Source organism: Evansella cellulosilytica DSM 2522 (genome assembly GCF_000177235.2).
GTDB lineage: Bacteria > Bacillota > Bacilli > Bacillales > Salisediminibacteriaceae > Evansella > Evansella cellulosilytica.
Genome location: NC_014829.1, coordinates 684,319 through 696,787 on the forward strand (window position 1 = coordinate 684,319; position 12,469 = coordinate 696,787).

Annotated in this window: 16 protein-coding genes; 11 read left to right on the forward strand and 5 right to left on the reverse strand. The window is 35.4% G+C overall.

The window, feature by feature from the left end; translation table 11 throughout:
• The first annotated feature begins 36 nt into the window (after positions 1–36).
• A complete protein-coding gene (locus BCELL_RS03135; RefSeq protein ID WP_013487219.1) occupies positions 37–1,416 on the forward strand; it encodes a PAS domain S-box protein in 1,380 nt (459 codons plus the stop codon).
• A gap of 144 nt (positions 1,417–1,560) precedes the next feature.
• A complete protein-coding gene (locus BCELL_RS03140; protein ID WP_013487220.1) occupies positions 1,561–2,775 on the forward strand; it encodes a NupC/NupG family nucleoside CNT transporter in 1,215 nt (404 codons plus the stop codon).
• Positions 2,776–2,842: 67 nt separating this feature from the next.
• Here BCELL_RS03140 and BCELL_RS03145 read toward each other — a convergent pair whose 3' ends face one another.
• The 3 genes from BCELL_RS03145 to BCELL_RS03155 form a co-directional block, all read right to left on the reverse strand.
• Positions 2,843–3,169, reverse strand: a complete 327-nt coding sequence (locus BCELL_RS03145; RefSeq protein WP_013487221.1) for a hypothetical protein — start codon at positions 3,167–3,169, stop codon at positions 2,843–2,845.
• Between the two features lie 36 nt (positions 3,170–3,205).
• A complete protein-coding gene (locus tag BCELL_RS03150; protein ID WP_013487222.1) occupies positions 3,206–3,514 on the reverse strand; it encodes a hypothetical protein in 309 nt (102 codons plus the stop codon).
• A 163-nt stretch (positions 3,515–3,677) separates the two neighbouring features.
• A complete protein-coding gene (locus BCELL_RS03155) occupies positions 3,678–3,947 on the reverse strand; it encodes a hypothetical protein (protein ID WP_013487223.1) in 270 nt (89 codons plus the stop codon).
• Between the two features lie 167 nt (positions 3,948–4,114).
• On the opposite strand from BCELL_RS03155, the gene BCELL_RS03160 reads away from it, so the two are divergent.
• The 8 genes from BCELL_RS03160 (at position 4,115) to fosM (ending at position 10,083) form a co-directional block, all read left to right on the forward strand.
• Positions 4,115–4,576 carry an NUDIX hydrolase gene (locus tag BCELL_RS03160; RefSeq protein ID WP_013487224.1) on the forward strand — a complete coding sequence of 154 codons (462 nt, stop codon included), beginning with the start codon at positions 4,115–4,117 and terminating at the stop codon, positions 4,574–4,576.
• Between the two features lie 244 nt (positions 4,577–4,820).
• The gene (locus tag BCELL_RS03165) at positions 4,821–5,084 is read left to right on the forward strand and encodes a hypothetical protein (RefSeq protein WP_013487226.1); all 264 of its coding nucleotides are present in this window, start codon (positions 4,821–4,823) and stop codon (positions 5,082–5,084) included.
• A gap of 82 nt (positions 5,085–5,166) precedes the next feature.
• Positions 5,167–5,616, forward strand: coding sequence for an NUDIX hydrolase (locus BCELL_RS03170; RefSeq protein ID WP_013487227.1), 450 nt, complete (start codon positions 5,167–5,169; stop codon positions 5,614–5,616).
• 142 nt (positions 5,617–5,758) lie between these two features.
• The gene (locus tag BCELL_RS03175; protein ID WP_013487228.1) at positions 5,759–6,322 is read left to right on the forward strand and encodes a histidine phosphatase family protein; all 564 of its coding nucleotides are present in this window, start codon (positions 5,759–5,761) and stop codon (positions 6,320–6,322) included.
• 146 nt (positions 6,323–6,468) lie between these two features.
• Positions 6,469–8,025 carry a hypothetical protein gene (locus tag BCELL_RS03180; RefSeq protein WP_013487229.1) on the forward strand — a complete coding sequence of 519 codons (1,557 nt, stop codon included), beginning with the start codon at positions 6,469–6,471 and terminating at the stop codon, positions 8,023–8,025.
• Positions 8,026–8,296: 271 nt separating this feature from the next.
• Positions 8,297–8,995 carry a hypothetical protein gene (locus BCELL_RS03185; protein ID WP_013487230.1) on the forward strand — a complete coding sequence of 233 codons (699 nt, stop codon included), beginning with the start codon at positions 8,297–8,299 and terminating at the stop codon, positions 8,993–8,995.
• A 54-nt stretch (positions 8,996–9,049) separates the two neighbouring features.
• Complete coding sequence (locus BCELL_RS03190; RefSeq protein ID WP_013487231.1) at positions 9,050–9,616, forward strand: nucleotidyltransferase family protein; 567 nt, start codon at positions 9,050–9,052, stop codon at positions 9,614–9,616.
• A 50-nt stretch (positions 9,617–9,666) separates the two neighbouring features.
• Positions 9,667–10,083, forward strand: a complete 417-nt coding sequence (gene fosM, locus BCELL_RS03195) for a FosM family fosfomycin resistance protein (RefSeq protein ID WP_013487232.1) — start codon at positions 9,667–9,669, stop codon at positions 10,081–10,083.
• A gap of 100 nt (positions 10,084–10,183) precedes the next feature.
• Here the strand turns inward: fosM and BCELL_RS03200 are convergent, their stop codons facing one another.
• Entirely contained in the window at positions 10,184–10,564 is a 381-nt protein-coding gene (locus BCELL_RS03200; RefSeq protein ID WP_245546935.1) for a DUF1761 domain-containing protein, read from the reverse strand.
• A gap of 480 nt (positions 10,565–11,044) precedes the next feature.
• Here BCELL_RS03200 and BCELL_RS03205 point away from each other — a divergent pair, with 480 nt between their 5' ends.
• Positions 11,045–11,314, forward strand: a complete 270-nt coding sequence (locus BCELL_RS03205) for a hypothetical protein (protein ID WP_041808118.1) — start codon at positions 11,045–11,047, stop codon at positions 11,312–11,314.
• A 145-nt stretch (positions 11,315–11,459) separates the two neighbouring features.
• Here BCELL_RS03205 and BCELL_RS03210 read toward each other — a convergent pair whose 3' ends face one another.
• Positions 11,460–12,449, reverse strand: a complete 990-nt coding sequence (locus BCELL_RS03210) for a D-2-hydroxyacid dehydrogenase (RefSeq protein ID WP_013487235.1) — start codon at positions 12,447–12,449, stop codon at positions 11,460–11,462.
• Between the last annotated feature and the right edge of the window lie 20 nt (positions 12,450–12,469).

Sequence of the window (12,469 nt, forward strand, 5' to 3'; positions counted from 1 at the left end):
AATCGTACAAAGGTCATAAAAACGAGGTGAACGTTTATGGTAAACAATACCGAATATGAGATACTAGATAGAATATCAGATGCCTTTTTTGCTGTAGATCAAGATTGGAATGTAACATATTTTAATATAGAAGCAACGAAGTTATTGGGAAGAGATAAAGAAGAAGTACTATATGGAAATCTGTGGGAGAAATTCCCAGAGGCGAAATACGAAGAAGTATATAGACAGTACTATAAAGCGGTGAAGGAGCAGGTCCCCGTCTTCTTTGAAATGTATTGGCCGCCACGTGACATGTGGTATAGTGTAAGGGCTTATCCTTCTGAGAATGGCCTTTCTGTATTTTTTCAAGATATTACAGAACAAAAGCAGCAAGCGACATTGCGGGATGATCAGTATAAATCATTATTTATGAATAATTCGGAAGCAGTATTTTCTTTTGATCTTGAAGGTAACTATATAAGCATTAATCCAGCGATGGAAAAACTGTTAGGCTATAGTAAAGATGAGTATTTAAGTATGAATTACTCTCCTTTAGTTATTGAAGAAGAGATAAAAAAAGTGAATTCTTATTTTTCTAAAGCCGCTTCTGGTGTTACACAACACTATGAAACAAAGTCAAGACATAAAAATGGAAGAATTATTGACGTAAAAGTTACCAATATGCCAATTACCATTGACGGTGAAATTGTTGGTGTATATGGCATGGCAAGGGATGTAACAGAAGAAAAGAAAACAGAAAAGCTTTTGTTAGAGTCTGAAAAGCTTACTGCTGTTGGCCAGCTAGCTGCTTCAATTGCACATGAAATAAGAAACCCATTGACTTCAATCAAAGGGTTTATACAGCTGATGAAAACGTCAGATGATATTTCAAAAGCAGAGTACTTTGATATTTTAGCAGATGAAGTAACGAGAATCGAATTAATCACAGGTGAATTGTTAATGCTAGCAAAGCCACAAGCACACGATTTTCACTACGCTGACATAAGTGTCATTATTGAAGATGTAGTTACGCTACTCAGTTCTCAGGCATTAATGAACCATGTTGACTTCAATATGAAGATTGAATCCTTACCTAAAATAAAATGTATCGAAAATCAATTAAAGCAAGCATTTATTAATGTGATAAAAAATGGAATTGAAGCGATGCCTCATGGGGGGATGATATACATTACTGTCAACGAAGCTGATACGAACATCGTTATCGAAATTAAGGACGAAGGACTAGGAATTCCAAAAACAATATTAAATAAAATAGGCTCTCCTTTTTATACGACAAAGGAAAAGGGAACAGGTCTCGGTATGATGACAACGATAAAAATCATACAGACGCATAACGGGACATTTACTATATCAAATACTAATAAAGATGGCACAACTATTAGAATCACCCTGCCAATTAAACAGGAATTTAATTAAATACACAAAGGCAAAAATAACTCTTTCCTAACACTTCTACAAGTTATCGAAGAGTTATTTTTTTTTGCTCTTATTGAGTAATAGAAAGGATTAAAGGCAAAATAAAACTTACAAGAATACTAAAAAATGAGCAGGAGTGTTATCATGAATGTTATTTGGGGTATTTTAGGTATTATTACAGTTTTACTTATTGCCTTTTTATGCTCTAGTAATCGAAAATCAATAAGCTTTCGTGCGGTATTAGGAGGTCTAGCAATACAAGTAACGTTTGCTTTTATCGTTTTAAAATGGGAGTTTGGACAAAGCGTTTTAGCTCGGATAGCACTTGGTGTTGATCATATTATTAGTTATGCATACGAAGGGATAGCTTTTTTATTTGAAGGAGTGGTTGCTTCTGAAAATATAGGTTTTATATTTGCGTTTGAGGTATTACCAATCGTTATATTTTTTTCTGCATTAATCTCTGTATTATATTACATTGGTGTCATGCAGCTTGTTATTCAATGGTTAGGTGGCGCACTTTCAAAGTTACTAGGGACGAGTAAAACGGAATCTCTTTCTGCGGCAGCTAATATTTTTGTCGGACAAACAGAAGCGCCACTTGTCGTAAAACCTTACTTAGATAAAATGACACGTTCTGAAATATTCGCAGTTATGACAGGGGGACTAGCGTCAGTAGCTGGTTCTGTTCTTATTGGTTATTCCTTACTAGGTGTCCCACTTGAGTATTTACTTGCTGCAAGCTTTATGGCTGCCCCCGCTGGATTAGTAATGGCAAAAATAATCGTTCCTGAAACAGAGTTTACTGAAAGGTCGGATGAATTACAGTTAGAAAAGGACAAAGACTCTGCAAATGTCATTGATGCTGCTGCAAGGGGGGCAAGTACAGGATTACAGCTAGCATTAAATATAGGTGCGATGCTTCTAGCGTTTATGGCACTCATTGCACTTGTAAATGGATTACTAAGTTGGGTAGGGACTTGGTTTGGTGTTGAAAATGTAACGCTTGAAGTGATATTAGGTTATATTTTTTCACCATTAGCGTTTGCAATAGGGGTACCGTGGGCTGAAGCAGTAACTGCAGGTAGCTTTATTGGCCAAAAATTAATACTGAATGAGTTCGTTGCTTACGCAAACTTTTCTCCAATGATCGATGAGTTAACACCGAAAACAGTTGCAGTGATTAGTTTTGCATTATGTGGATTTGCAAACATATCATCACTAGGTATATTACTCGGTGGGCTTGGTAACTTAGCCCCTAGTCGCCGTCCTGATATTGCAAGGTTAGGTTTAAGAGCGGTGTTAGCTGGAATGCTGGCATCATTATTAAGCGCATCGATTGCAGGGATGTTGTTTTAGTAAATAACAACATGATATACGAAAAATATGATATTTAATGTCAAAAAGAAAGGATGCTGCAAAAAGGTTAACTTTTTGTAGCATCCTCTTTTTTTCCTAACAATAGTGCCAAAGTAATGAAGATGTATGGATACGTTAATAAAATCAGTTCTAGAAATCCAATACCAAGTAACATTCCAGTATATCCGTCTTCATAATAGCCAGCATCAGCATAATAGCCAGCACCAATCATATACATGCCAACTAGTAAGTAACTAATGATGGATATACCAACGAGTATGTTGCCAATAACATTAAACTTCGTTTTGTAGATTGTGTAAAATAAAACTACTAAATAAATGATTCCTATTAAAACTGTAAAGAAAAAAATATATAAAGGGTCATAGACTCCCATGTCACACCACCTATTTCCAATGTAATACTGTTTTATTTATGCTAGCTTATTTCTATGTTTAATAAGATAAACGATAACATTAATCAATGCTAGTAATGCAACTACCATACATAAAATAGTCGATGTGGCATCACTACCTGCTCCATATTCATCAGCAATATATCCTGTAGCATAAAGGCATAAGGCGCTTATTACGACAGAAATGACAGTAATACTTACAATTGAAAACATATTTACAATTTCTCTTTTTTGAACGATTGAGAAGATGAGTAAAGCACAGAGGATAATGATAAATACGATAAATACAGGTCTTAAGAAAATGACATTAGGAATTTCATATTCCATTTCGAACTTCCTCCTTTATCTTTATTTAAAGGCTATGTTAAACTTTGTTGTTGATTTTCGCTTCAGGACGCTCGCTTGTCTCTTCCTCTTCCAGTTTCGATCCGTCTCCATACCTTTCGTGAAAATCGACATTAGCCTTTAACAGAGCCTATTTAAAAAACGACTAAAGTGAAATCTCGAATAGACGTATCACTAAAACAATAGAAAGCCCAATAGCACCACCGACATGGTAGGATATTGTTTCTCCTTCTCTCCTCTTTTGAAGTGCGGTTAATGACATTCCGATTATGATCAAAGCAATGGCACTATTTATAACAATATAAGAAAAAGTAGAGCTGAATTTCGTGTCAGAAGCCAGTACGATTATAGTAGGAATGATGATTAGTAAAAGGGACGTGATATATAAAACTGGATTTAAAGCATTTATTTTCATATGAAGGTCACCTCGACTTTTAAGGTTTTGTAATAACTTCTTACATAATACCACGAAATATTACTAATTTTAGTAATATTTTCTAACTGTTTTTTCACTGAACTGGGAGGTCTGCGGAAAAAAGTGTTAAAATGACCATAAGTTTTGTTATAGCATGGAGGTATCCTATGGAATATGTAAAAGAATTGAGGAAGTTAATTGGTAATAGACCGTTAATTCTCCCTGGTGCAGTAGTGTTAGTGATTAATGAAAAGAACGAGCTGTTATTGCAACAGCGACCAAGTGGAGCGTGGGGACTACCTGGAGGATTAATGGAACTAGGTGAAAGCTTGGAAGATACAGCAAAAAGAGAAGTGAAAGAAGAAACAGGGCTAACGATAGAAAACTTAAAGTTTCTAGGTATGTTTTCAGGGGCTGATTACTTTTTTAAACTATCTAATGGGGATCAGTATTATTCTGTTACGTCTGTTTATGTAAGCAGAGAATATGATGGAGAAATTAAAATTGATAATGAGGAGTCTATAGATGTAAAGTTCTTTAGCTTAGACCGTTTACCTAAAGGTTTAACAAAGGATTATCTTAGTTATATAGAACCATATATCAATCAATTCAAGCATAGCGCTAATTGAGAAGGGGAGAGGCAATGTTTTACAAATGGTATGAGCTCGTGCGAAAGCGTGTAAAACCAAACATGAAGTATGGCGAATTTGTTTTTTACTGCGTCATTATTTTTACCATAGCGAGCTATTTTGTTGGTTATGCTATTGGAAGTACATACTCACATGTTGTGAACAATCGATAGCTTGAGAATACATCTTACATATTCAAAATATACATGATATATATTTTGGGTTATACATAGGAGTGTTGTCCATGAACAAAGCAATCATTCACATCATCAATTTTTTAGTAGGTTTAGTTGCAGTTGGATCTAGCCTATTTTTTGCATGGGGAGTGTTAGCGTTCGGACCAAATGGTAACTTGTTGTATGTGGCGCTACCATTAGCAGTTTCTGTAATCTGGGGTGCTATTTATTATTTACAACTGAAGTTTCAGTCTATCAGTAGTTTTCTTCTCTTATTAATGACTGAGCTTATTCTTTTTTACCTTCTATCATTTACGATCAATTTAAGCTAATAGTAGATGGAAAGTAAAAGCATAAGGGATGGAACGGAAGAGTTTAGAAAAACGTTAGGTAGAGCAAGAGAGGGCGATTTCCATGGGATATGTAGAAGAGTTAAGAGCATTAGTTGGTACTAGACCACTCATTTTTGTGGGAGCTGTTGTCATTATTACGGATAGTGAGGGAAGAATTCTTCTACAGGAGCGTCAGTACCCACCTCATTCTTGGGGGCTTCCTGGAGGGTTGATGGAATTAGGAGAGTCTACTGAAGAGACTGCTCGTAGAGAAGTGTACGAGGAAATGAATATAGAACTTGGTAGATTAGAATTGTTGAAGGTGTATTCTGGCCCAGACCAATTCGTGATGGCTGCGAATGGTGACGAATTTTATGTTGTCATTGTTGCTTATCATACAGGTGAAACAACTGGTAAACTTATAGTGGATGAAACAGAATCAAAAAGTGCGGCATATATTCAAGTTGATGAACTCCCTGATGGAGTTGTAAAAAGTCATCGGAAAATTATCGAAGACTTTTTAGATAAATAAAAAAAGCTAAGCGTTTTCTGTTATAGGGAGCGCTGTTTTTTTACAAACAAAAGGAATTTAATGGTAAAATAAAGTTTGTAACCTTAAGTGAAAAAAGTGGATTAAAATAAAAGCACATTCATTCTTCTTAGGAGGTATCTTCATGATTTATGTTGTTAGGCATGGTCAAACAGATTTAAATAAAGAAGATAGATTGCAAGGAAGGCTCGGTTTACCGTTAAATGAATATGGAATGAACGAGGCGAAAAGCTTAAAGAACAAGTTAGTTAACATCGAGTTTGATTATGTGTTTTCTTCTCCGCAGGAAAGAGCAATCAAAACCGCAGAAATTATTTCGGGTACGACGCCAATAATAGATAGAAGAATTGATGTTTATGAGTTAGGAGAGGCTGATCGCTTAAAAAAGAGTGAAGTAAAAATGTCAGGGATGATACCAGACTCCAGTGTATATAAAGGCATTGAGAAAAATAGTAGTTTTGTTAAAAGAATCTTTGATTTCATGGAGGAGCTTGAAACTCGCTATAGTAATAAAGATGTGAATATATTACTTATCGGGCACCGATGTACGACTAGCTGTATAGGTGCGTTCTTTGAAGGGGTTCCATCAGACGGAAATATATTAAAATATTCATTACGAAACGGTGAATATAAGGTGTATCAGTTTAGCGACAACAACACAAATATTGGTTCACAGCCAACCATTTGAAGTTTTATGTAATGGCTACATTCCTAATTATACCATTCAGAGAACCGACTATAGAGACCTTTAATAAGAGAAGATTTATGAGATGTTGCAGGGGCGGTAGTGTTGTTTGCACAAATAATAGATGAATGAACGATGTAGGAGGCAGCATGGATAAAAAACAGATATTCAGTTTTGCAGTAATGGTTATGCTCGTTGTTGCTGTTAGTTTTTTCTTTAGAGATACAAATCGTGTTGAGGAGAATGAGGAAACAGAAGTGGAGTTTAATGAGACGGACTCAGTTTGGTCTGAACGTGGTTATGTTGTGGAAACTAGAATTGATAATGTTGAATATATGTTTACAGAATCTACTGATTTAGAGAAGGAAGAGATTGTATACAATACAGAAAAAGTATTACAAGAGCTCCAGGAGAACTTTGGTATTAACAAAGACAATATACATGTAAAGCTTCTGTATCAAACTAGTGAAAATGAAGCGACAGTAGATAATAGTTCTAATAGAGTTATAATCATGCAGGATGAGGATGCTTCTATTGGGGCTGTTGTTAGTCGTTTTAGTGACCAGAAACTACCAGCTTGGTTAAGCACTGGACTTGAACTTTATTGGACTTCAAATGAGAATGAGTATATGGATATTTCAGAAGTAAACGAGTGGGTAATACGAGCGCACGAATTAGACGGGCGAGACTATGGAGACGCCTGGTTTGTACCTGGTTTTATCGATGCTGAATATACGGAAGCGGCTCATGACATTGCACATTTATTTGTTAAGTATCTTGATGAAGAAGGCTATTTACACGATGTCGTTTCGTTTTTTGTTCATGGACACGGATCAAATGAGACTTTAAAACAACATTGGCGTTCTTTTACTGGAATAACAGACGCACAACTAGACGTAAGTTATAAATATGTATACAATTATCAACATTTTTTATTTGAATTAACGAGAGGTAAAGTGAATGCCAGTTTTCGAGGAGATAACTGGGAGGAAGAGACAATTATAGATCATTTAACATACATGAATGAAACAATCGAGTATGTAGAGGATTGGTTTAACTATGAGTTAGAGGAAGAGCTTGTTGTACATATGTATCGTGAACATGCTTCACAGTATGATCATATACCAACAACATCCCAAATCATTACAGTCTACAATGTGCACGATGAATCCAGTTTATGGTTAGTATCTTATCATGTTGCCAACATAATAAAAGAAAGAAGCGGTCTTACGTCTGACTTTTATCCGTTTACTGAAGGGGTCGTAGAAGCGATTCATGATGAAGTTATATCTGACTTACAGTTTGAAGGAGATAATAGAGTTACTCATAGCATGGAAGAGGTTTATCATAATCAAGATAATGAGACAAATAGAAAAATATTAGAAAATTATCATGTCATCAATGGAGAACCTTTTGAACCAGGGGAAGGGGTAGATTATCGCAGTTTTATGTTTGCAAATTCCTTTCTCGCATTTGAATACGACGACCGTTTTTCTAGTCACCAATATAGTCCAGATATGGATAACTATATTGAAGATTTAGATGGCTATATTAAAAGCAGCTCCTTTATTTTATATTTAATCGAACAGCAAGGAAAAGACGATTTTTTGAAAGTGTTTGAGAGTATCGAAGCTTTCGAAGAAATATATGGAGCGACTTTGGAAGAGATGGTAGCAGAGTGGAAGACATTTATTCAAGTAGAATAGAGGGACAAGTGCTTACGTGTAGAAATTTTTTTATTAATGAAGCAACAACGTTTCACAGTGCCTTTAGGTGAAGTTTTTATTAATTATGAAGTAATACTTAGAAAAACCACTAAATATTCTATAGTATATAGCGTTTCTGTGATTTAGCAGGTGCGCTATTTTTTTACAAATAATGAGTATGTTGTGCACTTGAAGTGATACAAGTAGTGGGAATTGCAAGCACTACTTTAAAAGGAGTAGGAAAAATATTGTCAGAGATTTGGAGGGTTTAATGGATAAAAAACAAATGATAAGCTTTGGAATGATTATCGTTTTTATTGCTGTTGTAATCATTTTTTTTAGGGACTCAGAAACAGATATAACTATGGAAGTAGATATAGATGATGAGCGCATAGACTATATAGATGTTATTAACTTAAGAGAAGAAAATGAGCAATTAAAGAAAGAGATAGAAAACCTTGATGAGGAGTATGAATCTAGCTATTTTGACTTGATGAGGATTATTGTAGACTCAGATTTAGTTTATGAATTGTTTCCAGGTCAAGAAGCAACCACTATCATATACAGAGAGGTTAGTGAAGACCAATATACTTTATTTTACAAAGACAAACATGGATATACATTAAACGTTAACACGAGAAATGCTGAGCCTCAAGTTTACTTTCATTTTATTGAACAGGCTGAATATAACGAAATGAGCTGGAGTGGTGTTGCGAGTGGGGATAGCTATACAATAGGTGGTTTTATTACGGACGAAAGAATATCGAAAGTGCAATTATTGCAAAATAACAATTTTACGAGAGAATCCACTGTCGTAGAACTAGATTATCACTTTGATGTTTGGTACATTGTCAATGATGGTGAAGTGCCGACAGAGGATTTTAGTACTTTCATGATTCAAGGATTAGACGAAAATAATCGCGTTTTATGGGAAGAAGCATTTGAAGGGGCTATTTGGGGCATTTGGTAATTTGTTAAAGTGAGGGATTAAGAGCTGCTTCTTCTACGACAAGGAGTGTTACGTATGCTAATAAGTGAAGATGACATTATTTATATAATAAAGAAAGACAAAGAAATGATGCATATTTTAGAAACTGTAGAAACATTAAAGTTACCAGATTGGTGGGTATGTGCTGGTTTTGTTCGTGCCAAAATATGGGATACATTACATGGTTATACAACAAGTACGAAAATCCCTGATGTCGATGTCATTTATTTTGATCAGGGTAATATAGAAGAAAAATATGAAAAGAGATTGGAGAAGGATTTATTTTCTATTCATCCACGTGTTCCGTGGTCAGTTAAAAATGAGGCAAGAATGCACAAAGTAAACAATCTACCTCCATACACGTCATCAGTTGATGCAATTTCAAAATTTCCAGAAACAGCAACCGCTCTTGGAGTAAAACTTGATAAAAAAGGGAATGTCATTTTAACAGCACCTTGTGGCATTCAGGATGTTATTAATTTAGAAGTGAAACCAACAACTTTTTTCACTATGACGGAAGAAAGAGCGGCTATCTACAACGATAGGATAGCTAAAAAAAATTGGAGATCTTTATGGCCTAAAGTGAAGGTTCATTATATTTAATGAATTGCTTTTAACTATGTATTCCAAGATTGAAAGTGAGGTGAAACAATATGATAAAAGGGTTAAATCACTTTTTATTTTCAGTTTCAAATCTAGATAAATCTATTGAGTTTTATGAGAAGGTGTTTGATGCAAGGATATTAGTAAAGGGAAAAACAACTGCATATTTTGATTTATGTGGTATGTGGCTAGCACTGAACGAAGAAAAATATATACCTAGAAATGAGATAAAGCATTCATATACGCATATCGCATTTACTATTGATGAGTCCGATTTTGACGAAATGTTAGCGAAACTAAAGCAATGGAATGTGACGATATTACCTAGCCGCCCTAGAGACACAAAAGATAAAAAATCGATTTACTTTACTGACCCAGATGGTCATAAATTTGAGTTTCACACTGGTACTTTACAGGATCGATTATCATACTACAAAGCCGATAAAACGCATATGAAATTTTATTAATGGCTAATATCATAATGGGTATTACATAAGCAATAAAAGCCACTGAAGTAGTTGCTCTGCACTTTTTCAGTGGCTTCCTTCAAGCTCGTTTTTAGTTTTTTTATATGAAAAACATCATTACAATCCCTATAGTGGTGAGGGCGATAATGTGGTAACCTACAGCAATAACATATATAGTCAATGCACTTTTACTATTTGTACCTAGCCCAAAAATAAAATCCTTTGCATACGAAAGTGCTACGATACAACCTATTCCACCACCGATTAATCCTCCATCAAGAAAAGATTCTGCTCCGGTCACGCGTAAAACACCGTATAGAAAGATTGTAGTCATTAGCGTTACTAAGGATAGTAATCCATAATTCGGTTGATTTGGTGTAATGTTTAAATTAGTTACCCATTTATTACCGAGGATTGTATAGTATATCATGCCGCTTACCATGTAAATAACAACACCTGTTAATATTGCTAAAATCATCATTGTTAACTCCCTTCCGTGAAATATACGTATGAGTATGTTTTGTTGTGGGACAAATTAATATGTGAGATAAAGCATAAATCCTACTTTAAAAACATGTGGCATCATTTCTTTACCGCTTCTAAGAAAAACGAAAAACTCGTTTTTCGTTTTTCATTTTTCATAAAAGATATGAGAGTATAAAATATGGCGGTGGAAATGAAGCCACGCGTAGTAGTGAGAAGAGCACTCACTACTACTTTAAAAACATGTGGCATCATTTCTTTACCGCTTCTAAGAAAAACGAAAAACTCGTTTTTCGTTTTTCATTTTTCATAAAAGATATGAGAGTATAAAATATGGCGGTGGAAATGAAGCCACGCGTAGTAGTGAGAAGAGCACTCACTACTACTTTAAAGACATGTGGCATCATTTCTTTACCGCTTCTAAGAAAAACGAAAAACTCGTTTTTCGTTTTTCATAAAAGATATGAGAGTATAAAATATGGCGGTGGAAATGAAGCCACGCGTAGTAGTGAGAAGAGCACTCACTACTACTTTAAGAACATGTGGCATCATTTCTTTACCGCTTCTAAGAAAAACGAAAAACTCGTTTTTCGTTTTTCATAAAAGATATGAGAGTATAAAATATGGCGGTGGAAATGAAGCCACGCGTAGTAGTGAGAAGAGCACTCACTACTACTTTAAAAACATGTGGCATCATTTCTTTACCGCTTCTAAGAAAAACGAAAAACTCGTTTTTCGTTTTTCATAAAAGATATGAGAGTATAAAATATGGCGGTGGAAATGAAGCCACGCGTAGTAGTGAGAAGAGCACTCACTACTACTTTAAAAACATGTGGCATCATTTCTTTACCGCTTCTAAGAAGAACGAAAAACTCGTTTTTCGTTCTTCTTATCTAATATCCCATTTTTTTATTGACGACATTCTTAAGTGGATTGCCTGCAATGTACTGTTCAAGATTGTGTATAAACAACGACATGATCCGATCAAGGTTTTTTGGTGAATAGTATGCTAAGTGTGGCGAAATAAGAATATTATCGATCGACCAAAATGGATGGCTCTTTGGCAATGGCTCTTCGTCAAATACGTCAAGAGCTGCTCCTGCTAAATGTCCTTCTCTTATTGCATCAATTAAATCATCGTCGTTAATCGTATTTCCCCGTCCAACATTAATCAAAAAGCTGCCTTCTTTCATGAAACGAAGTCGTTCCTTGTTCATTAGATTGATTGTTTCAGCTGTTGAAGGAAGTGCAAGAACGACATAGTCCGACTGTTTCAGCACATCATTAATATTTCTCATGCCAACGATATGGTCAGCATACTCGTTTTCTTTAGATTTGTCAGGATTCCTTCTGCAGCCGATGACATGCATACCGAAAGCTTTTGCTCTTTTAGCAATTTCAGATCCTATTTCTCCATAACCGATAATGCCGAGTGTTGCGTTATAGAGCTCTTTCACCTTCGATACATGCCATTCATTATTTAACTGTCGCTTCGCCATTCCTGGTATACCTCTAGCTAGTCCAGACATCATTGCCATTGTATGCTCTGCTATAGGGATGGACGTACAGCCTTTTGAGTTAGTAATTATAAGGTCATGGCTAACGATCTCCTCATGAAGCATCGCATCAATTCCGACACTAGAAGAGTGCACCCATTTAACGTGTGGTGCTTTTTTTAATATATTTAAATGATCTTGAACGCCAAGTGTAAAAATGACATCGCAATCACTAATATCAAATGAAACCTCTGGTTCTGGCTCGCGCCAATTCCAAGGTTCAACAATGACGCGGCTAGATAACTCCTCAATCTTTCGTAAATACTTTTGTGGTGTTTTTAGTCGAATGTATATCGAAGGAGCTACTCTTTTTTGCCTTGTTACCAATCCCATCTCCCCCTAACTCA

Excerpts from the sequence above, each read along its gene's own strand:
- BCELL_RS03135 (WP_013487219.1), top strand. The coding sequence starts at position 37 with ATGGTAAACAATACCGAATATGAGATACTAGATAGAATATCAGATGCC.
- BCELL_RS03140 (WP_013487220.1), top strand. The coding sequence starts at position 1,561 with ATGAATGTTATTTGGGGTATTTTAGGTATTATTACAGTTTTACTTATT.
- BCELL_RS03145 (WP_013487221.1), bottom strand. The coding sequence starts at position 3,169 with ATGGGAGTCTATGACCCTTTATATATTTTTTTCTTTACAGTTTTAATA.
- BCELL_RS03150 (WP_013487222.1), bottom strand. The coding sequence starts at position 3,514 with ATGGAATATGAAATTCCTAATGTCATTTTCTTAAGACCTGTATTTATC.
- BCELL_RS03155 (WP_013487223.1), bottom strand. The coding sequence starts at position 3,947 with ATGAAAATAAATGCTTTAAATCCAGTTTTATATATCACGTCCCTTTTA.
- BCELL_RS03160 (WP_013487224.1), top strand. The coding sequence starts at position 4,115 with ATGGAATATGTAAAAGAATTGAGGAAGTTAATTGGTAATAGACCGTTA.
- BCELL_RS03165 (WP_013487226.1), top strand. The coding sequence starts at position 4,821 with ATGAACAAAGCAATCATTCACATCATCAATTTTTTAGTAGGTTTAGTT.
- BCELL_RS03170 (WP_013487227.1), top strand. The coding sequence starts at position 5,167 with ATGGGATATGTAGAAGAGTTAAGAGCATTAGTTGGTACTAGACCACTC.
- BCELL_RS03175 (WP_013487228.1), top strand. The coding sequence starts at position 5,759 with ATGATTTATGTTGTTAGGCATGGTCAAACAGATTTAAATAAAGAAGAT.
- BCELL_RS03180 (WP_013487229.1), top strand. The coding sequence starts at position 6,469 with ATGGATAAAAAACAGATATTCAGTTTTGCAGTAATGGTTATGCTCGTT.
- BCELL_RS03185 (WP_013487230.1), top strand. The coding sequence starts at position 8,297 with ATGGATAAAAAACAAATGATAAGCTTTGGAATGATTATCGTTTTTATT.
- BCELL_RS03190 (WP_013487231.1), top strand. The coding sequence starts at position 9,050 with ATGCTAATAAGTGAAGATGACATTATTTATATAATAAAGAAAGACAAA.
- fosM (WP_013487232.1), top strand. The coding sequence starts at position 9,667 with ATGATAAAAGGGTTAAATCACTTTTTATTTTCAGTTTCAAATCTAGAT.
- BCELL_RS03200 (WP_245546935.1), bottom strand. The coding sequence starts at position 10,564 with ATGATGATTTTAGCAATATTAACAGGTGTTGTTATTTACATGGTAAGC.
- BCELL_RS03205 (WP_041808118.1), top strand. The coding sequence starts at position 11,045 with ATGGCGGTGGAAATGAAGCCACGCGTAGTAGTGAGAAGAGCACTCACT.